Source organism: Brevundimonas sp. KH_058 (genome assembly GCF_057838505.1).
This window is the reverse complement of record NZ_CM174469.1, coordinates 2,829,441-2,848,574: the sequence shown is the minus strand read 5'-3', so window position 1 is coordinate 2,848,574 and position 19,134 is coordinate 2,829,441. Positions and strand designations below refer to the sequence as shown.

General features: G+C 63.8%; 22 protein-coding genes, 2 tRNA genes, 1 other RNA gene and 1 pseudogene. 15 read left to right on the top strand and 11 right to left on the bottom strand.

Features of this window, described 5'->3' with window-relative positions; genetic code table 11:
• Positions 1-39 precede the first annotated feature (39 nt).
• The 3 genes from AC3ISA_RS14095 to AC3ISA_RS14085 all read left to right on the top strand — a co-directional run bounded on the left by AC3ISA_RS14095 (position 40) and on the right by AC3ISA_RS14085 (position 1,654).
• Positions 40-267, top strand: coding sequence for a hypothetical protein (locus AC3ISA_RS14095; protein ID WP_489178354.1), 228 nt, complete (start codon positions 40-42; stop codon positions 265-267).
• A 68-nt stretch (positions 268-335) separates the two neighbouring features.
• Positions 336-767 carry a hypothetical protein gene (locus AC3ISA_RS14090; protein ID WP_489178353.1) on the top strand — a complete coding sequence of 144 codons (432 nt, stop codon included), beginning with the start codon at positions 336-338 and terminating at the stop codon, positions 765-767.
• A complete protein-coding gene (locus AC3ISA_RS14085) occupies positions 764-1,654 on the top strand; it encodes a tyrosine-type recombinase/integrase (RefSeq protein ID WP_489178352.1) in 891 nt (296 codons plus the stop codon). Before AC3ISA_RS14090 ends, AC3ISA_RS14085 begins: the two co-directional genes overlap by 4 nt.
• Positions 1,655-1,907: 253 nt before the next feature.
• On the opposite strand, the gene AC3ISA_RS14080 is transcribed toward AC3ISA_RS14085, so the two are convergent.
• From AC3ISA_RS14080 to AC3ISA_RS14070, 3 genes and pseudogenes are all read right to left on the bottom strand, one after another.
• Positions 1,908-3,383, bottom strand: coding sequence for a site-specific integrase (locus tag AC3ISA_RS14080; RefSeq protein WP_489180136.1), 1,476 nt, complete (start codon positions 3,381-3,383; stop codon positions 1,908-1,910).
• A 30-nt stretch (positions 3,384-3,413) separates the two neighbouring features.
• A pseudogene (locus AC3ISA_RS14075) lies at positions 3,414-3,623 on the bottom strand (DUF6538 domain-containing protein); the annotation flags it as partial.
• 85 nt (positions 3,624-3,708) lie between these two features.
• Positions 3,709-3,782, bottom strand: a tRNA-Gln gene (locus AC3ISA_RS14070).
• A gap of 201 nt (positions 3,783-3,983) precedes the next feature.
• On the opposite strand from AC3ISA_RS14070, the gene AC3ISA_RS14065 reads away from it, so the two are divergent.
• Positions 3,984-4,060, top strand: a tRNA-Pro gene (locus tag AC3ISA_RS14065).
• Positions 4,061-4,125: 65 nt separating this feature from the next.
• Here the strand turns inward: AC3ISA_RS14065 and ilvC are convergent.
• Positions 4,126-5,160 (bottom strand): ketol-acid reductoisomerase, encoded by a 1,035-nt coding sequence (gene ilvC, locus AC3ISA_RS14060; RefSeq protein WP_489178351.1) that lies wholly within the window; start codon positions 5,158-5,160, stop codon positions 4,126-4,128.
• On the opposite strand from ilvC, the gene AC3ISA_RS14055 reads away from it, so the two are divergent.
• The 4 genes from AC3ISA_RS14055 (at position 5,159) to AC3ISA_RS14040 (ending at position 8,534) form a co-directional block, all read left to right on the top strand.
• On the top strand, positions 5,159-5,701 hold the full coding sequence (locus AC3ISA_RS14055) for a DUF924 family protein (RefSeq protein WP_489178350.1): 543 nt from the start codon (positions 5,159-5,161) through the stop codon (positions 5,699-5,701). The genes ilvC and AC3ISA_RS14055 overlap by 2 nt on opposite strands.
• 764 nt (positions 5,702-6,465) lie before the next feature.
• The gene (locus tag AC3ISA_RS14050) at positions 6,466-7,323 is read left to right on the top strand and encodes a thymidylate synthase (RefSeq protein WP_489178349.1); all 858 of its coding nucleotides are present in this window, start codon (positions 6,466-6,468) and stop codon (positions 7,321-7,323) included.
• A gap of 25 nt (positions 7,324-7,348) precedes the next feature.
• Complete coding sequence (locus AC3ISA_RS14045) at positions 7,349-8,212, top strand: alpha/beta hydrolase family protein (RefSeq protein WP_489178348.1); 864 nt, start codon at positions 7,349-7,351, stop codon at positions 8,210-8,212.
• A 4-nt stretch (positions 8,213-8,216) separates the two neighbouring features.
• Positions 8,217-8,534: a phosphoribosyl-ATP pyrophosphohydrolase gene (locus AC3ISA_RS14040; protein ID WP_489178347.1), complete on the top strand. Its 318-nt coding sequence runs from the start codon at positions 8,217-8,219 to the stop codon at positions 8,532-8,534.
• Here AC3ISA_RS14040 and AC3ISA_RS14035 read toward each other — a convergent pair.
• Entirely contained in the window at positions 8,531-9,115 is a 585-nt protein-coding gene (locus AC3ISA_RS14035) for a hypothetical protein (RefSeq protein ID WP_489178346.1), read from the bottom strand. The genes AC3ISA_RS14040 and AC3ISA_RS14035 overlap by 4 nt on opposite strands.
• 57 nt (positions 9,116-9,172) lie before the next feature.
• Between AC3ISA_RS14035 and AC3ISA_RS14030 the strand changes: the two genes are divergently transcribed.
• Positions 9,173-9,700: a dihydrofolate reductase gene (locus tag AC3ISA_RS14030; protein WP_489178345.1), complete on the top strand. Its 528-nt coding sequence runs from the start codon at positions 9,173-9,175 to the stop codon at positions 9,698-9,700.
• Between the two features lie 9 nt (positions 9,701-9,709).
• Positions 9,710-10,030 (top strand): YbjQ family protein, encoded by a 321-nt coding sequence (locus AC3ISA_RS14025; protein ID WP_409716096.1) that lies wholly within the window; start codon positions 9,710-9,712, stop codon positions 10,028-10,030.
• A gap of 19 nt (positions 10,031-10,049) precedes the next feature.
• On the opposite strand, the gene AC3ISA_RS14020 is transcribed toward AC3ISA_RS14025, so the two are convergent.
• Both AC3ISA_RS14020 and AC3ISA_RS14015 read right to left on the bottom strand, forming a co-directional pair.
• Complete coding sequence (locus tag AC3ISA_RS14020) at positions 10,050-11,147, bottom strand: NADH:flavin oxidoreductase (RefSeq protein ID WP_489178344.1); 1,098 nt, start codon at positions 11,145-11,147, stop codon at positions 10,050-10,052.
• Positions 11,148-11,225: 78 nt separating this feature from the next.
• A complete protein-coding gene (locus tag AC3ISA_RS14015) occupies positions 11,226-12,293 on the bottom strand; it encodes an Mrp/NBP35 family ATP-binding protein (protein WP_489178343.1) in 1,068 nt (355 codons plus the stop codon).
• A 26-nt stretch (positions 12,294-12,319) separates the two neighbouring features.
• On the opposite strand from AC3ISA_RS14015, the gene miaA reads away from it, so the two are divergent.
• Positions 12,320-13,252, top strand: a complete 933-nt coding sequence (miaA, locus tag AC3ISA_RS14010; RefSeq protein ID WP_489178342.1) for a tRNA (adenosine(37)-N6)-dimethylallyltransferase MiaA — start codon at positions 12,320-12,322, stop codon at positions 13,250-13,252.
• A 380-nt stretch (positions 13,253-13,632) separates the two neighbouring features.
• Positions 13,633-14,000: a transfer-messenger RNA gene (gene ssrA, locus AC3ISA_RS14005) on the top strand.
• Between the two features lie 7 nt (positions 14,001-14,007).
• Here the strand turns inward: ssrA and AC3ISA_RS14000 are convergent.
• Positions 14,008-15,099 (bottom strand): sialidase family protein, encoded by a 1,092-nt coding sequence (locus AC3ISA_RS14000; protein WP_489178341.1) that lies wholly within the window; start codon positions 15,097-15,099, stop codon positions 14,008-14,010.
• Positions 15,100-15,260: 161 nt separating this feature from the next.
• On the opposite strand from AC3ISA_RS14000, the gene AC3ISA_RS13995 reads away from it, so the two are divergent.
• Positions 15,261-15,734, top strand: coding sequence for an SspB family protein (locus AC3ISA_RS13995; RefSeq protein WP_372691937.1), 474 nt, complete (start codon positions 15,261-15,263; stop codon positions 15,732-15,734).
• Positions 15,735-15,740: 6 nt separating this feature from the next.
• Here AC3ISA_RS13995 and AC3ISA_RS13990 read toward each other — a convergent pair whose 3' ends face one another.
• Positions 15,741-16,100: a RusA family crossover junction endodeoxyribonuclease gene (locus tag AC3ISA_RS13990; RefSeq protein WP_346496818.1), complete on the bottom strand. Its 360-nt coding sequence runs from the start codon at positions 16,098-16,100 to the stop codon at positions 15,741-15,743.
• A gap of 107 nt (positions 16,101-16,207) precedes the next feature.
• Between AC3ISA_RS13990 and fumC the strand changes: the two genes are divergently transcribed.
• Complete coding sequence (gene fumC, locus AC3ISA_RS13985; RefSeq protein ID WP_489178340.1) at positions 16,208-17,599, top strand: class II fumarate hydratase; 1,392 nt, start codon at positions 16,208-16,210, stop codon at positions 17,597-17,599.
• 96 nt (positions 17,600-17,695) lie between these two features.
• Entirely contained in the window at positions 17,696-18,334 is a 639-nt protein-coding gene (locus AC3ISA_RS13980) for an AAA family ATPase (protein ID WP_489178339.1), read from the top strand.
• Positions 18,335-18,337: 3 nt separating this feature from the next.
• Here AC3ISA_RS13980 and AC3ISA_RS13975 read toward each other — a convergent pair whose 3' ends face one another.
• Positions 18,338-18,724, bottom strand: coding sequence for a YccF domain-containing protein (locus AC3ISA_RS13975; protein ID WP_489178338.1), 387 nt, complete (start codon positions 18,722-18,724; stop codon positions 18,338-18,340).
• A 101-nt stretch (positions 18,725-18,825) separates the two neighbouring features.
• Positions 18,826-19,065: a DUF2171 domain-containing protein gene (locus AC3ISA_RS13970; RefSeq protein ID WP_425983728.1), complete on the bottom strand. Its 240-nt coding sequence runs from the start codon at positions 19,063-19,065 to the stop codon at positions 18,826-18,828.
• Between the last annotated feature and the right edge of the window lie 69 nt (positions 19,066-19,134).

Genomic DNA, 19,134 nt, shown 5'->3' with positions numbered 1-19,134 from the left:
AGGCGCCAATACTGCATTAATGCATCTATGGAGGTTGGAGTGGAAATCGGTCACGTCCTCGGGGCGATCTTCGTGTTCTGTTTCTTCTGGCTCGCGGGCTGGGACTGGCCCAGCCGGGTGTTCACCCGCCTGCTCAACCGTCTCGACTTCCACGAGGTTGATCAGTTCGAACTCATCCGCTTCCGCGCTTGGGAGGCTGAGGTGAAGAGGGTTGAGGGTGAGCGAAATCGCCTGATCGCTCGCAGCCAAATCGGCCGGGGCGCATGAACCTCGATCTCTTTGTTGATGCACCGAATGCATCAGCGCATTCTTCTCCTCCAATCCGGAGAAGAATCATGGCCCGTCGCGTCGCGCCCGCATCAGCATCGATCAAGCCGAAGGCGAGCCTCCTGCGGGACTCGTGGAGCTACACCCGCATGGCCCAAGCCATGATCGTGCTGGCCCGTGAAATCCCCCTGCGGACCAGCCTCCGTCAGGTGCTGGCGTTCGTCCTGATCGCCGAGAAGAACAGCCTCGGACACGAGGTGATCGTGGCTGATCTGGCGGGGCTCGCGGGTGACGACGCCAACGGTCAGCCGATCTTCGGCCAGTCGATCAACCGCTCCTACCAAGCCCTCCTCGCACCGACCGACAAAGAGCCCGATGGCTTGGATTGGATCGTGCAGGAGCCCCACCCCTCCGACGCCCGCCGCAAGGTGCTGCGCCTCACGCCAAAGGGAGAAGCGGTCGCGAGAAAGCTCGCCGCCGCTCTCAACGAGAAAGAATGAAGGTCAGCGATCTCCTTGCCCGTTGCGAAAAGGAAGAATGGCGCGGACATCGCAGCCTGCATACCCTTCGGAGCAACCTGCGCATCCTTCGTCAGGTGTGTGGCGACGATGAGATCGGCCAGCTTCACTACACGCGGCTGAAAGCCATCGCCGACACGATGGCGACCGGCCGTGGCGGTAAGGCGCTCGCTCCAGCGACTGTGAAGCGGAGGATGGAGACGTTGAGCGCTGCTCTCCTCCTCGCCACCAAGATGACCGACGACAAAGGCTGTCCCCTACTGCTGGCGAAGCCGACCTTCCCCGCATTCACGATCCAAAACATTCAGGACCGCGTCATCAGCGACGAAGAGGCCGCCGCCCTGTTCGACGTGATTGCGAAGCGGCGTGAGGCAGAGCCCCATCGGGACTGGCGCCGGTTCGATGCGTTGATCCGCTTCCTACTCGCCACGGCCTGCCGCAAGGGTGAAGCGCTGCGCGTCCATCCCGGTCATATCGACCGGCGAGGCGACCGCCATTTCGTGATCTTCGAGCGCTACACGACCAAATCGACGAAGCCCCGGATCGTGCCGCTGACGGCCGAGATCGTCGCGCTCTTGCCCGAGCTACGGATGCAGGCCGGGAGCGGGCCGCTGTTCCCCTTCACCCCGAGCCAGCTATGGCAGATGTGGAAGGCGATCCGCGCAGATATGGCGGCGCGCGATCATGACTTCAGCCTCGTGCGCTATCACAGCACCCGCCACACCACGCTCACCAAGGCGATGAAGCGTTTCCCGTTGGCGAAGGTAAGTAAACTAGCGGGTCACGCATCAATCCAGATCACCGCCGACAGGTATGGACATCTGACGGCTGATGATCTGGTCGATATGGTGGATGCGGTCGCTGCTTGACCCTATTTGGAGAGCAACGTCTCCGGGTCCGACCCAGTTAGGTCCGAGAGGACGGCGAGAAGCCCATGCTTCACGCGCTCAGTCTCTTCAGCCGACGAAAGCGGAATGTTCACGACCGTCTCGACAGAGTCATCCCTCCGTTTGTCGATGTGGATTTCAAACTTGTCTCCGTCGGAGAAAACTCTGACGTGGTATCCTTCGGCCATTCTGGGCGCCCTCATTGCAGTGGAAACGCCACACTACTTTGGGGAAATCAAAACACCAACCCCAGCTTGAAACTATGAAAGTCGATCTGATCCATAGCCGCCTTCAGCGTCTTCAGATCGACGCCTCGACCATAGCCGCGCGCCACCGCATTGCCATCGGTATGGCCGCTGATCAGATCGTGGATTTCCTCTTTGGCGTCGGACATTCGAGCCGTCCGCTTCCACGCGTGACGGAACGAGTGGAAGACCTTGGCAGGGTCGTCGATCCCCTGTCCCTTGGTCGCAGCGTTGACCTCGCACCATCGGCCCCACCACTTCGTGAAAGCCGCGCTGACCTTATCGTCAGTCATGTCGAGTTCGGGGAAGATCGGTCCTCCCTTGGCCGTCGCGACATGCTTCAGGAAGCCCAGCGCGATCAGCCGATCATGAACCGGGATGATCCGCCTCGCAGACCTATTCTTGACCCGTCGCGGCCCTTTCAGTGGGCGTTCCGTCAGATCGATGAAGGTGACGCCGTCCTGCGTCTTGATTTCGCTGGCGTCGAGCGTGGCGAGTTCGTCCACCCGGCCACCAGTCCATAGCGCGAGGATCGGAAGCCAGTACTTGTGATCGCGGATCACGGTCGAGCCGGGCTTCTCGCGATAGCCATTACCGGTGAAGCCGGTGAACAGGGGCGCCTTGAAGATCGCCTCGATATCATCGGCCTCGTACGGCGACCGCTCTTCTGATTCTTCCGCTGAAGGCTTCCGCATCGTCTTCGCCGCTGGGTTCTTCCGGATCAGGTCACGATCTAGAGCGAACTCAAACATCCCCTTGAAGACGACGGTCCAGTTCCAGACCGTCTTCACGTGAAGGGTTCGATAGTCGTCCCACTTCTGCGCCCGCTCAATCAGCGTAAGGAACGGCACATCATCCACCGGCCGCTTCGTGTTTGGGAACCGGCGCAACTCCACAAGGAAAGCGTCCAACTGAAGCGGCGTAATGGTGCCGATGTCGGGGTCGCCCAAATATTCGGTCAGGCGTTGGACGTACCCGCGATGGCGTTTCTCGCTCTTGCCCTTGCTCGACTCCCACAGGTCGAACAGCGCGAGCAGCTTCATGCCAGTGTTCTTAACCGGTGCTGTCGAAGCGACTGGCGCAGGCGTGGGCGCTTCCGGCACGGCGACATCGAACAGGCCGGAGCGGAACCGCTCGGTGTTCGCCTCCACGTTCAGCCATGCGGCGCCGAACTCCCTCTGCATCTTTGGCAAGGCGGGGTGCCCGGCGTCGGCGCCGACACCACCACACTGAAGCGCGGCGGCGAAGCGGTCGTAGAAGTCAGCGATCTCGTCGAACCGATGGAAGGTCAGGCGCTCCCGCAGATCGGATAGCGCCACGCGCTCGACCGACAGAGGCGCGGGTATCGTGATGAGATCGTTGAAGTGATCGTCGTAAGCCTGCCGGATCGATGCGATGCGCCACCGCTCGATAGCCCGCAGCGCTTCATCCCGCTGAATGATCGCGCGGCTCCCCGGCGCTGGCATCAGGACGTTCCGAGACGCCCTCGCGCGGTCGATCTGACCGGACCAATCCGACAGGAGCGGAGCCCCTCTAGCGATGGCCGTGTTCTCGTCCGTGGTCCCGAGACTGGCCCAGAATTCCTTCTTACCGAAGACTGGCTGAAGGTCCGCAGGAATGACCTTTCGAGCGATCCAGTTGCCCTGCGGCCCTGATCGACGAATGCCTTTTAGCTTGGTTGAATTAGACCGCAGCTTCCGACCCATTTTGTAGCGACCTTTTGTAGTGAGGTCGGGCGTGAAACCCTTGTATGGCGGGGTTTCTGAAGCTTTTAAAGGGGTTAGGAGCGGTTGGCTGGGGAACTAGGACTCGAACCTAGAATGACGGTACCAAAAACCGTAGTGTTACCATTACACCATTCCCCAGCAGGACCGGCGTTTCCGAAGCACTCTGTGCGGCGGAGGCGGTCAGATACGCCAAGCTGTTTTGGGATGCAACACCCTCTTTCAGGACTATTTTCGTGCACCAGGAAGATGGGGTGAAATGGACGCTTGCGACCTCCCGAACCCATGGCTATAAGCCGCGTCCTCACTTCGGGGCGACGCCGCCAGGCCAGCCCCCACGGTCGGAGTGTGGCTCAGCCTGGTAGAGCACTGCGTTCGGGACGCAGGGGTCGGAGGTTCGAATCCTCTCACTCCGACCATCTTCTCTTTTCAAGACATCGACGACGCGACGGCGGGTTTTCACCCGCCGCGACGGCTGATCGCTTCAATCGTCGTTCGCCGCAGTCTCCATCGCCTGGCGCGCCACGGCGTTCAGATGCGCCCCCACCGATTCGATCGTCCGCAGCCCCAGCGCCTTGCGCCGTGCCAACAGGTCCGGCGAGCCGGCGTCGTAATCGGCCATCAGCCGTCTCACGAAATCCCCGCACTGAACCTCGGCCAGTACCTGATCCATCGCCTCGCGCGACGCAGTGTTGATGATGCGCGGCCCGGTCAGGTAGGCGCCGTATTCTGCGGTGTTGGAAATCTTGGCGAAGGCCCCGGCGATGCCCCGTTCATACATCAGATCGGTCACCAGCTTGGTCTCGTAGAAACACTCGAACCAGGCCACTTCGGGCGGATAACCGGCGTCCACCAGCTTCATGAAGGCCGAATCGATCAGTTCGGCGATCCCCCCGCACAGCACCACCTGTTCCCCGAACAGGTCGCTCTCGCACTCGTCGCGCATCGTTGTTTCCAAGATGCCCTTGCGCCCGCACCCCAGCGCCGCTGCATAGGACAGGCCCAGGGCGTGTGCGCCGCCAGACGCGTCCTGATGCACTCCGAACAGGCAGAACACGCCCTCCCCCGCCTCATACAGGTCGCGGATGCGCGGCCCGATCCCCTTGGGCGACGCCAGGATGACGTCCAGATCGGCGCGCGGCTGAACCAGGCCGAACCGCACCGACAGGCCGTGCGCGAACACCAGGGCCGCCCCCGGCCGCACGTTCGGCTCCAGCTCGTCGCGCCACAGATCGCGATGCGCCTCGTCCGAGGTCATGACGGCGATCACGTCGGCGCCGGCGGCGGCCTCGGCGGCCGTCATCACGGCGAACCCGTCCGCATGCGCAACCTCACGCGTTTTCGACCCCGCCTTCAGCCCCACGACGATGTCAGTCACCCCCGAATCGCGCAGGTTCAGCGCATGGGTGCGTCCCTGGCTCCCGTAACCGATCGCGGCCACGCGCTTGCCGCGAATGATCGAAAGGTCGCAGTCACGGTCATGGAAGACGGGCAGCGGATTGGGTAAGGTCTGGCTCATGGCCGTCTTCATAACCCCTTCCTCCGTCGTCGCCTTCTGGAAAGAAGCCGGTCCCGAAAAGTGGTTCGCCAAGGATGAGGCGTTCGACACCGACTTCCGCGACCATGGCCGCGCGGTCCACTGGGCGGCGGCGCGCCGCGAACTGGACGACTGGATGGCGACGCCGCAAGGCGCCCTGGCCCTGCTGATCTTGCTGGACCAGTATCCGCGCAACAGCTTTCGCGGCACGGCGCATCAGTTCGCCACCGACCCCCTGGCCCTGATGTTCGCCAATCAGGCCGTGGCGCGCGACCTCCATCTTCAGGTCGAACCCGAGCTGAAGAACTTCCTCCTGCTGCCCTTCGAACATTCCGAACGGATCGAGGATCAGAACCGCTACATGACCCTGATCGCCGGCGACGAAGAGCTGGAGAAATGGGGCAAGCTCCACCGCGACATCATCGTCCGCTTCGGCCGCTTCCCCCACCGCAACGCCGCCTTGGGCCGCAAGACGACGACAGAGGAACAGGCCTTCCTCGACGAAGGCGGTTTCGGCGGCTGACCTCACCGTCTCCTCCTACAAGCGGTGGAGGAGCTTGAAGCCCCACAGGCGCCTCTCCCTCCCCTTCATGGGGAGGGACGATCGCGCAGCGATCCGGGTGGGGCCGTAAGAGCGGGCGAACCGCTTCACACGTCCCCACCCCGGCTACGCTCTGCTTCGCCGCCCCTCCCCATTAAGGGGAGGGAGAAATGCGCGCCAGCCATCACAATGACGCTGGTTCATTCCTAGCGAATCCAACCGCTTGCCGATTTATGTCCCCGTTCTTCCATCCCCCCTCCGAAACACGCGTATTCTACACCCGTCTCGTCGCACCGGAGGGCTCGCCTGGCCTGCGACCTTGCGGCGGCGGGAGCGGATGGAACGGGAGCGGGTCTGAAACGGCTCGCGCCGGCGGCGACACACGGTGCGCCGTCGGAGGGTCGAGGGGGATACTCGGCCGCACTCGGGACGGGGTTTCGCAGACCCTGCCGACCCGTCGCAGGCTTATGGGGTTAGGCGATAAGACCGCCACCGCTCGACGCCCCGAGCTTGCAGGCCAACCAACCGCGCGGAGCGTCAACCCTTCGTCGAAACGGTAATCTCTAATCACACTCCGGGCGAAGGCCCGGCGCTCCGCCCAGCCCTCCACCAACTTCGCAGCGAAAGCGCGAGGCCGAAGACGCCTGCCCTACCGATTCGATTCCTGTGGATGCTCACCGGGCGACGCCCGTTTCTCAGGTCCCGAATCACCTTTTCTGAGGCACCTTGAATCCATGACCGTCCAGATGATCAATGCCACGCTTCGGGCCGACGTTCAGGCCCGCATCGCCGCCGCGCCCGCCGATCATCCCGAGCGGCAGTATCTGAACCTGCTGCGCGATATTCTGGACAACGGCGTGCGTCGCGACGACCGCACCGGCACCGGCACCCTGGGCGTCTTTGGTCGCCAGATGCGGTTTGATCTGTCCAAAGGTTTCCCGGTCCTGACGACCAAGAAGCTGCACCTGCGCTCGATCATCGTGGAGTTGCTGTGGTTCCTGCGCGGCGAAACGAACATCGCCTATCTGAAGGACAACGGCGTCCGCATCTGGGACGAATGGGCCGACGCCGACGGCGAGCTGGGTCCGGTCTATGGCAAACAATGGCGTTCGTGGGCCACACCTGAGGGCCGCGTCATCGACCAGATCGAGAAACTGGTCCACGGGCTGAAGACCAATCCCAACAGCCGTCGCCACATCGTCACCGCCTGGAACCCGGCCGATGTCGATGACATGGCCCTGCCGCCCTGCCACTGCCTGTTCCAGTTCTTCGTGGCCGATGGCAAGCTCAGCTGTCAGCTGTATCAGCGCAGCGCCGACGTCTTCCTGGGCGTACCGTTCAACATCGCCTCCTACGCTCTGCTGACGATGATGCTGGCCCAGGTCGTGGGGCTGGAGCCGGGCGACTTCGTCCACACCTTCGGCGACGCCCACCTGTATCTGAACCATCTTGAACAGGCCGAGCTTCAGCTGACCCGAGAACCCCTGCCCCTGCCCGTCATGCAGATCGCGCCCAGGACCGACCTGTTCGCCTTCGACCTGTCGGACTTCACGCTGGAAGGCTACGAAGCCTGGCCGCACATCAAGGCCGCAGTCGCGGTCTGACCCCTTTCTGATCTCGGAGTCGTCGATGCCGATGCGCCCCGCCCTGGCTGGTTTGGCCAGCCTTTTCCTTCTGGTCGCGCCGTTCACGCCCGCTGCGGCCCTTCAAGCCGTCCCCAGCCAGCAAACGGCGGCGATCGTTCCGACACGGCTGTCCATCCCCGCGCCGGACGGCCGCGCCGTCCTTCTGGATGTCTGGACCGCACCCGAGGAACGCGGCGTCGTCGTCTTCAGTCACGGTTTCGGCGGCGCGCCAGAGGCCTATAGTCGTTTGTTGTCGGCGTGGGCGCAGCATGGCTTCACCGTCATCGCCCCGCTGCACGTCGATTCTCAAAAGCACCCTCATCGCGACGCGACGGGCCAGGTCGCTTTCGTGACACGTCTGGTCGATCTCGCCGTCGCCCGCAGCGAGGCTGAGAGCACCCACCCGAACAAGCCCCTGATCGTGGCAGGCCACTCCTTCGGCTCGCTGATGTCCCTGATCGAGGGCGGGGCCGTGACTGTCGCCGGCCCCATGGGCGATCCGGCGGTGAAGGGCGTGATCGCCTTTTCCTCGGCCGGAAACATCCCCAACGTCGTGACGCCAGACACCTATCGCACCCTTGATGGTCCACTGTTGATGATCACCGGTGACAGGGATCTGGTTCCTGGTTTCGCCGACGACTGGCGCGATCATCGCACCGCCTTCGACGCCAGCCCCGCCGGAGACAAGACCCTGATGATCTTCGCCGAGGCGGATCATCAACTGCCCGGAACGGCGGATGGCGAGCGTTTCGACCAGATCGTTCGCGCGACCGAGGATTTTCTCGACGCCTATGCCCTGAACGACGCCGCCGCTCGCGCGCGGCTCCAGACCTTCGCCGCTGACGGCGTGACGGTGGAGCGGCGCTGAAGACATGGACCTGAAAGACCTCACCGTCTCTGTCCTGCGCATCTCCGACATCTATGCCGCCGAACACGACATCGACCGTGATCGGGATTGGGCGCTGCTGAAACTTCAGGAGGAGCTGGGCGAACTGACGGCCGAGCATCTGCGCCTGACCGGCCGCGCGCGGGGTGCGCCCGACGCCCAGGCGCTGGGCGACGAGGCGGCGGACGTGCTGGGCATGCTGCTGATCTATTGCGCGCGGGCCGGCGTCGATCTGGATCAGGCCATGCAGCGCAAATGGCTGAAGTGGTTGGAGCCCCAAACCGAGATCGCGGCCGGGGCCTAGGCCTCCGGCGCGATCATGATCATCGGCTTCAGGCGCTGGACCAGGGCGCCGTCGCTCTCGATGCGTTCGACCACGATCCGGTTCTTCATCATGCCCATCTGCATGGTGGCGCGGAAGGCGATCACGTCGCCGGGCGCGGCGATGAAGCCCTCAAGCGTCGGCTTGTTCTGCTTGCCGGCCAGGCCGCCGAACGCCATTGACAGCTGGTGGCCGCCTGGCGAGACCGAAATGGCTGTGAAGCGCGGGCTCTTCAACTGGGCCACGAACCGATCGTCCACCGACAGGTCCATGCCCGCCGCCTTGCCCACGAAGCCTTCGCGATAAACGATCAGCAGCGCCTGTCCCGGTTCGGGCCGTGCCTCCAGAACCGCCTGCTTCTGCTCCGGCGTCGCCGCCTTGCCTAGCTTGGTGCCCGCCAGATTGGCCATGATATAGGCCGTGAATATACCCAGGAAGGCCCCGACCATCATCGGCAGATAGCCGGCGTCCGCGCCTGCGGATGAGAAAAAGAACGCCAGACCGCCGCTGACGACGACTGCGACGAGGAAACCGACGACGATGGCGGGGATGTACTTGCTCATGAGGGGGCTCGCGTCCATGGGTTGGGCCACCTCAACGCATCGATACGGTCAAGGTTCTTGCCCCAGCCCATCATTTCTCTGGTCGTCGCGCGTGGTCGCAACGGCGTCATCGGCCGCGACGGCGATCTGCCCTGGCGACTGCGCTCGGACCTGCAACGGTTCAAGGCCATCACCGTGGGCAAGCCCTGCCTGATGGGCCGCAAGACTTGGGAGAGCCTGCCGCTCAAGCCCCTGCCCGGCCGGCTCAACATGGTGCTGACGCGGGACGAATCCTACGAAACCGACGGCATGTCCAAGGGCGCCCTGGTCTGCGCCACCTTGGACGAAGCCATCGAGATCGGGCGCGAGACCGCCGAAGAGGACGGCGTGGACGAAATCTGCGTCATCGGCGGCACGGCCCTGTTCGAGGCCGCCCTGCCCCGCGCCAGACGCCTCTACATCACCGAGGTCGATGCCTCGCCCGAAGGCGACGCGGTCTTCCCCGCGTTCGACGAAACGGCCTGGGTCGAGGTATCGTCGGAATCGCACCCGGCGGGCGAGAAGGACGATCACGCCTTCACTTTCCGTGTGCTGCAACGCCGTTAGGATCGACAGATGTACGTCACGACCACCAACGACCTGCCCGGTTTTCGCGTCACCCGCCACATCGGCCTGGTGCGCGGCGTGACGGTGCGGTCACGCAACGCCATCTCCGACGCCATCGGCGGCGTCCAGTCCATGCTGGGCGGCCGTGTCGGGGCCTATGTGAAACTGGCCGAGGCCGGGCGCCAGGAAGCCTATGACGAACTGGTCAAGCACGCGACGGAGCACGGCGCCAACGCCATCCTGGCCGTCCGCTACGACGCCACCGAAATCATGCCGGGCGTGACCGAGGTGCTGTGCTACGGCACGGGCGTGATCGTCGAGCCGGCGTAACCGGCTCGACGTCATTCGCTCAGGACAGGGTCATCAAGGCCGAACGCTCGAAGTTCTGCAACTCGTCTGAGCGGCCGTCGCGGACCTTGGCCACCCAATGCGGGTCGGCAAGAAGCGCGCGGCCCACGGCGACCAGGTCGAACTCCTCGTTCTCCAGACGACGCATCAGGCCGTCCAGCGAAGCGGGCTTGGAGCCTTCTCCGCCGAAGGCCGCGATGAACTCGCCGTCTAGACCAACCGAGCCTACGGTGATGGTCGGCTTGCCCATCAGCTTCTTGGTCCAGCCGGCGACATTCAGGTCCGATCCCTCGAACTCCGGTTCCCAGAAGCGGCGCTGCGAACAGTGGAAGACATCGACCCCGGCGTCCGACAGCGGCGTCAGCCATTCGACCATCTGGTCAGGCGTCTCGGCGATGCGGGCGGTGTAATCCTGCAGCTTCCACTGCGACAGGCGCAGGATGACGGGGATGTCGTCGCCGACACCCTCGCGCACCGCCTTGACGACCTCGGCGCCGAAACGGGCGCGGTCGGCGATGGTCGGGCCGCCCCAGCGGTCTCCGCGGGCGTTCAGGCCGCCCCAGAAGAACTGATCGATCAGATAGCCGTGGGCGCCGTGAATCTCGACGGCGTCGAAGCCCAGTTCACGGGCGGCGCGGGCCGAGCGGCCGAAGGCGGCGATGGTGTCGGCGACGTCCTCTTCGGTCATCGGCTCGAACTTGGCCTTGCCCGGCGCGGTCATGCCGGAAGGGCTGTCGACCTTGCCCAGCGGGGTCCAGTCGTCGCCGCGTCCGCGCGCCGATCCCACGTGCCAGATTTGCGGCGCGATCAGGCCGCCGGCGGCATGAACCTCATCCACCACGGATTTCCACTCCGGCAGGGCTTCGCCATGAAAGACCGGCACTGCGGCGTCGTTACGCGCCGCCGGCCGTTCGACAACCGTACCCTCGGTCACGATCAGGCCGACGCCGCCCTCTGCGCGACGGCGATAGTACGCTGCGACATCGGATGTCGGGATGCCGTTCGGCGAGAAGGACCGCGTCATTGGCGCCATGACGATGCGGTTGGGCAGGGTCAGGCCCTTGATTGTGAAAGGGCTGAACAGGGCGTCGACGCTCATAGGATCTCCTTGGGTATCGGTAAGACCCAAGGTGGCGAATAGGGTTGCGTTTGAAAACCCCGCCCTCGTAGATATTTTCTAAAGGTCGAGAGCAGCGGCGATACGGCCAGCGATGACGTCGAATAGTGCGGCGATATCTCCCGACGGATCGACGGCGACGGGCGGACGCCCTGCGTCGCCGCCCTCGCGCAGAGCGGCGTTCAGCGGCAGATCGCCCAGGAACGGAATAGCCAGACGCTCGGCCTCGGCCTTTGCCCCGCCCTGACCGAAGACAGGCCCGCTCATGTTCTCGATCAGGCCCAGCGTCGGCACATTGACGCGCTGGAACAGCGTATGGGCGCGGCGAGCGTCCGCCAGCGCCACCTCTTGCGGCGTCGAGACGATGACGGCCCCGTCCAGCGGCGTCTTCTGGATCAGGGTTAGTTGCACGTCCCCGGTCCCCGGCGGTAGATCGACAACCAGCACGTCCAGCGGCGCCTCGGCCGTGCCCCAGCGGGTCTGGGTCAGCATCTGTGTGATAGCCTGCGACGCCATCGGTCCACGCCAGATCATGGCGTCGTCCATCTTGGTCAGCAGGCCAACAGACATGGCCTTCAGTCCGTGGGCGACGTGCGGCACGATGGCCCCGTCCTCATAGGCCGGCTGGCCACTGATCCCCAGCATGGTCGGCAGCGACGGCCCATAGACATCGGCGTCGAGAATGCCGACAGACAGGCCGCGCGCCGCAAGCGCAGCCGCCAGATTCACGGCGACGGTGGACTTGCCCACCCCGCCCTTTCCGCTGGCGACGGCCAGGACACGGCGCACATGGGCCGGACGATCGGTCGGGACCGGGGCCTTGGCGCGGCCCTGATCGACCGCAGCCTTGGACAGGCCCGCCGTGCGTGGCGCAGCAGCGGGCTTGGTCTCGGCGGTCAGGATGACGGAGACGCGCGCCATGCCGGGAATGGCCTTCAGCGCCGCCTCCGCCGCGTCACGAACGGGCGCATAGGCCGCGGCCTGGCTGCGATCGACCTCAAGCGCGAAACCCGCACGGTCATCGGCCACCACCAGTCCTTGGACCAGACCGGCGGCAACCAACCCCTGGCCGGAAACCGGGTCGATGACGGTGTCCAGGGCGGCGAGGACGGCGGTGCGTTCGACCAAGGCGGTCTCCAGAAGACTTGCAGGCGATGATGCGCGCGTTCTATCGCCCTCGAACCCGTCCCGCGAGCCACGATTTGTCCCAACCGCCCTCAATCATCCTGATCGCCGGCCCGACCGCCTCGGGAAAGTCAGCGCTCGCGCTGAAGATGGCGCGTGCAACCGGCGCTGTGATCATCAACGCCGACAGCCAGCAACTCTACGCCGATCTGCGGATACTGACTGCGCGGCCATCCGCCGAGGACGAAGCCCTGGCCGACCATCGGCTGTATGGCGTCGCCGACGCCGCCGAAGCCTGGTCGGTCGGCAAATGGTCGAGGTCAGTGATCGATCTGCTCGACGCCCCACAAATGCGGGAAAGACAGTTCATATTGGTTGGAGGGACAGGCCTCTACTTCATGGCCCTGACCAAAGGCCTCGCTGACATCCCCTCCGTCCCAAAGATCATTCGTGATAGTGCGGAGGCGGAGTATCTTAGCCAAGGCGAAAGCGCGTTTCGGGCACGTCTGGCCGAGATAGATTTGCTTGCTGCGCAAAACATCGAACGGGGAGACCGTCAAAGATTGATCCGAGCGGCGAGCGTTTTTGCCGCGACCGGAAAATCCCTGTCAAAATGGAAATCTCAAACCCGTCCAGTGTTGGGCGACCGACAATGGAAAGGCCATGTCGTGGAGATCGACCGCCGCCGTCTTTATGAGCAATGCGATATTCGCGTGGAACAAATGCTCTTGGGAGGCGCGATTGAAGAGGTCGACGCGCTGATCAAGCGCAATATTGATCCAACTCTGCCCGTCATGAAGGCGGTGGGTGTGCGGGAGATCGCCTCCTACCTTAATGGATCTGCTTCGTTAGAAGCCGCTAAGGCTGCATTGAAGCAATCGACGCGTAACTACGCAAAACGACAACTGACCTGGTTCAGAAATCAGACTCAAGGCTGGAATATTGCCTTTCAATCCGTGTAAGAGTTTTTAAATCGGTGCCATTTTTGAAAGAGGGAAAAGCATGTTTGTAAGCGCATTGGTTCTTTCTGCAGTTCTCCAAGCATCGTCTCCATCGCCTTCTCAGTCGCAAACGGCAACAGAGATCGCTCCAGTTAATGTAGACCGTCAGCGAGACCAGCGGGACGATTCTTCACGCCTAGTTTGCCAAAGCGAACCTGTCGTGGGCACCAATCGCCGTCGTCGAATCTGCATGACTGTCGCAGAGCGGGATGAGCGCCGCGCCGCCAGCAGAACGGAAAGCGGCCGCTTGGATCGTGCCGTCAGCGCGGGCGCTGGCGGCAACGGCCAGGATGGAGCCGGTATGCCGGGTCGCGGCTTTTAGCCCCCGTTGTATGTAGCTCACTCTTGGAACACGTCGCGTTAGGGCCTATATCAGTCCTGTCAGGTTTCGGCCGGACTATAGCGATAAACGCGCTTGTAATAAGCGGACCGGACCCGGGTGCGATTCCCGGCGGCTCCACCAACTTTCTCCCCGCGTTATCGGCGGAGGCAGCATGGGGCCGACTAGCATCGACGGACGTGTAAAGAGGATTGCTTTCGCTCGTCCTGGCCCACCGTATCGGGCCATTTTCTAACTGCGAACGATAACTTCGCTGGAGAAGTCGCTCTCGCCGCGTAATGCGGTTCGGGTGATTTCGAATCTTAAGTCCTAGGGGTTCAGATCCTTGGGCGGGGCCTGTCGGGAGCCTGGCAACAGAATCCCGGCGCTTTCCTTCCTATTCCAGTTTCGACGGATCGATCACCGCGTGGCTTATGCATCGGCGGTCATGCGTCCAGGTCGCGTGAACGCGGCCGTCCGCCGCCTGGATGATCGCGGGATAGGCATAGCCAGCCTGAACCGGCTCCGTCTCCAGCGTCAGAACATTGCGCCAGGCGACGCCGTCATCGGAGAGAGCGAGGTTCAGCGGCCAGCGCGGTCCCTTTCCTGGCGTCTCGGGCGCATGGGCGGCATGATTGTAAATCAGCAGATGACGCCCGTCCTTCAGCGTGACCGCGTCCGTTCCAGAGTTGGGATTGGGCAGGTCGATGGCGCCGAGCGGGCTCCAGGTTCGGCCGCCATCTCGCGACCAGGTCGAAGCCAGCGCGCCTTGCCGCGTGCGCGCCACGGCCTGAAGTCCCCCGCTTTCATGCAACAGGACGCTGGGCTGAATGGCGTCGATGTTCAGCGGCGATTCGACCGGCTCAGTCAGGCTCCAGGTTCGACCTTCATCACGGCTGATCTCGAAATGCAGCCGCCAGTTCGCCCCGACATGGCTGCCCATACCCTCACCCGCCTCCGTGCTGGACGGCGAAAACCAGGCGCCGTCAGCCATGACGACCGGCTTGTTCTTGATCGGCCCCAACACCCCGTCGGGAAGCCGTTGCGGCATGGACCACGTCCGGCCGCCATCCTGCGATTCGACCACCACGCCCCACCACGAGAACGGATCGGGTCCCACCTTGTAGAACAGGATCAGCGGCCCGCTCGGCGATTGGAACAGCACCGGGTTCCAGGTCGGATAGCGCATGCCGTCGGCCTGCACGCCATCGGCCACCTGGATCGGCTGGCCCCAGATTCCGCCATCCATTCGCGCGAACCAGATGCAGACGTCGGGATGTTTCTCGTGCGTCCCGCCAAACCAGGCCGCCGCAATGGCGCCGTCGGCAACCTGAACAACTGTCGAGGCGTGGGCCTGAGGATAGGGCGCGTCGTCATAGATGAAACCGGACGACAGGATCGCATCGCGCGGGGCGCAAACCGCCGCAGCCGCAACGCCGGGCGACGCCAGAACCGCCCCCGCACCTATGCCCAGGAATCGTCGGGTCACATCCATAAGTCCGCCCCTCTCAACTCATGAAGCGGGGCATGCCGCCTCGCCGAACGGCACAATGGCGCCGATAGTCGAATAATGGGATGCGGTTTAGCGTCCTCGCATCTTTCGCCGGGACGCTTGGCCCGCTATCAGTCGCGCTCTGTTGCGAGGTGACGATGAGCGACCAGGCCCCTCCGGTCGATGAGATGCAATATGAGCGCCTGGCGCACGAGGCGCTGCGCGGCGTCCTGCGCGCTGCGCTGGAACGGGTGCTGGCCGAAGGTCTGCCCGGCGCGCATCACTTCTACATCACCTTCAAGACCCGCGCCGTGGGCGTCAGCGTCGCGCCCGACATCCTGGCGAAATACCCCGAAGAGATGACGGTCGTGCTGCAGCATCAGTACGACGACCTCCGCGTCGAGCCCGAACGTTTTTCGGTCAAGCTGCGTTTCGGCGGCATGCCCAAGAGCCTGGTGATCCCTTATTCTGCGGTCACGCGGTTCTATGATCCGAGCGTGCAGTTCCTGCTGCAGTTCGAGGACCCGCAGCTTCTGGAAGAGATCGAGGAAGAGCCGACCCCGCCTCAGGATCCGTCGCCAATCTCGGACGGGCCCAAGGTCGTGTCGCTGGACCAGTTCCGCAAGAAATAGCCGGCGTCAGTCGCGGCGAGGATAGGAGCGGATCGTGATCCGCTCCCGCTCGCCCTCGCGCCGTTCGACCAGCAGCCGCGCGACCTGGGCGTCGTCGTGGAACAGATAGCCCTTGATGGAATCAAGCAGGGCCTTGGCCAGGTTGTCGAGATCCATCCACGGCGGCTCGCCGACATGCTCCATGCGGATCTCCACGACATGGTCGCCCCAGGACGGCCGCGCGGCGCGCCATTCCTTGCGCATAAACTCATAGACCAGCGGCTTGTAGTATTTGGCCTGGGTGGTCAGGCCGTCGATGACGATCTCGACGGCGTCGCCATCCTCGCGCGCCCGGACCTTGCCGGTTCCGATCCAGCCGGCGGTCATGCGACGCCTGCCGGTGTGAGGATGTCCGCGCTCTTCTTGCCCTGCATGACGACCGTGCTACACCCCCGCGCAACCCATCGCCACGCCTGAGAGACGAGATTCCGCGCATGAGCAACGTCCGCACAGAGACCGACACCTTCGGCCCCATCGAAGTCGCCGCCGATCGCTACTGGGGCGCCCAGGCGCAACGGTCGCTGGGCAACTTCAAGATCGGCTGGGAGAAGCAGCCCCTGCCGATCGTGCGCGCCTTGGGCATCGTCAAGCGCGCCGCTGCCGAGACCAATCGCGATCTTGGCAAGCTGGACCCGGCTCTGACCGACGCCATCGTCAAGGCGGCCAACGAAGTCATCGAGGGCAAGCTGAACGACCACTTCCCCCTGGTCGTCTGGCAGACGGGTTCCGGCACCCAGTCGAACATGAACGCGAACGAGGTGATCTCGAACCGCGCCATCGAGATTCTGGGCGGCGAGATGGGCTCCAAGAAGCCGGTCCACCCCAACGACCACGTCAACATGAGCCAGTCGTCGAACGACACCTATCCCACGGCCATGCACGTCGCCTGCGCCGAACAGGTGGTCAACGACCTGATCCCGGCCCTGAAGCATCTGCACGCCGCCCTGGACGCCAAGGCCAAGGCCTGGGCCCACATCATCAAGATCGGCCGCACCCATACCCAGGACGCCACGCCCCTGACACTGGGCCAGGAGTTCGGCGGCTATGCCCAACAGGTCGCCAACGGCATCGAGCGGATCAAACAGACCCTGCCCAAGCTGATGGAATTGGCCCAGGGGGGCACCGCCGTCGGCACCGGTCTGAACGCTCCAGTCGGCTTCGCCGAGAAGGTCGCTGCCCAGATCGCCGAGATCACCGGCCTGCCCTTCACCACGGCGCCGAACAAGTTCGAGGCCCTGGCCGCTCACGACGCAATGGTCTTTAGCCACGGCGCGATCAACACGGTCGCCGCGTCGCTGTTCAAGATCGCCAACGACATCCGCTTCCTGGGCTCCGGTCCGCGTTCGGGTCTGGGCGAGCTGGCCCTGCCAGAGAACGAGCCGGGTTCGTCGATCATGCCGGGCAAGGTCAACCCGACCCAGTGCGAGGCCCTGACCCAGGTCTGTGTCCAGGTGTTCGGCAACAACGCCGCAATCACCTTCGCCGGCTCGCAGGGGCATTTCGAACTGAACGTCTATAACCCCGTGATGGCCTACAACTTCCTGCAGTCCGTGCGTCTGGTCGCCGACGCGGTCATCAGCTTCACCGACAACTGCGTCGTCGGCATCGAGGCGCGCGAAGACAATATCGCGCGCGGCCTGAACAATTCGCTGATGCTGGTCACGGCCCTGAACGGCAAGCTGGGCTACGACCTCTGCGCCAAGATCGCCAAGACCGCGCACAAGAACGGCACTACCCTGCGCGAGGAAGCTGTGGGCGGCGGCTATCTGACCGACGCCGAGTTCGACGAGGCGGTGCGGCCCGAGAAGATGATCTCGCCGGGCTGACATCATGACCGCGCTGGAGCGTCCCTACTGGATCGAAGCCATCTTCGAGCGCCGAGACGGCTGGGACGCCGAGGCCTACCCTTCAATCTGCCTGCCGTGCGCAGCCTGGATCGGCTGACCTTCCACCCCAACGTCACCTTTCTGGTCGGCGAAAACGGGTCTGGAAAGTCCACCCTGATCGAGGCCCTGGCGGTAGCGTGGGGTTTCAACGCCGAGGGCGGCGGCCGCGAGCATCAGTTCCAGACCCGCACCTCGCATTCGCCGCTGCACCGTTTCGTGCGTCCGGTGCGGTCGCCGCAGCGTGTTCAGGACGGCTTTTTCCTGAGGGCCGAGAGCTTCTTCACCACGGCCAGCTATCTGGAAGATCACGGCGCAGACCGTTTCGGCGACAAGCCGCTGCATGAGCAATCGCATGGCGAGAGCTTCTTCGCCCTGTTCGACAACCGTTTCATCGGCGACGGTCTCTATATTCTAGACGAGCCTGAGGCGGCCCTGTCGCCCAGCCGCCAGCTGTCGTTCGTCAGCCGTTTGCACGAACTGGTGAACGCCCGGTCGCAGCTGATCATCGCCACCCACTCCCCCATCCTGCTCGGCTATCCCAACGCCTGGATTTACCAGGCGTCGGAGCACGGGCTTGAGCGGGTCGAGTACGAAGACACCGACCATTATCAGGTCACGCGCAACTTCCTGACGCGGCGCGAGATGATGCTGGATATCCTGCTGAACCTCGACTGAACGTCAGGCTTTGTCGCGGATGGTGCGGCCGACCGGGGCCAGCGCCAGCTTGGCCAGCTCCAGGTCCTTCAGGGCGAAGGGAATGCCGATGATGGAGACGAACTCCGCCACCGCGATGATCAGGTGCGTCAGCGCGATGTACCAGCCGGCGACGACGAACCAGACGATGTTCAGCACGACGCCCAGGCAACCTGCCACCGGATGGGCATCCTGCCACACGACCTCGCGGCCAAAGGGCCAGAACGAATAGCTGGCGATACGCCACGCCGCAAACGTCCACGGCAGGCCGACGACGGTGAGCGCCAGGATGGCTCCACCGACCAGCCACAGCAGGCCGGAAATCCAGCCGCCGAAGATGAGCCAAAGGACATTGAGGATCAGGCGGATCAAGGTCGAAGCTCCAGCGCCGCCTCACGCGGCGTCTTCTAGATAGCGATAAGGCCCCGCTTATGCAGCGGGGCCTTTCGTGAATTCGCGTTAAGTCGCCGTGATCAGTGCGGCTTTTCCGACCATCGCGCCTTGGCGTCTTCCTGGGTCAGGTTCAGGTGGACGTGCTTGTCATCGACCTTCTCAACCCAGCTGACCGGGATCAGGTGGTGCTTGAAGCCGCCGGCGAAGTCCAGCTTGGCCAGTTCGATCTGGTCGCCCAGGACGTGATCGACACGCCCCACATGGCCGCCGTCCGACCCTACGACTTCGAGGTGTTCCTTGATGAGCGAAACGTCGACCATGTCTGTCTCCAACAGTTCGGTTTGTCCTGTCGGTGAGAACACGCGGCGCCAGGCCGGGTTTCAAACGGC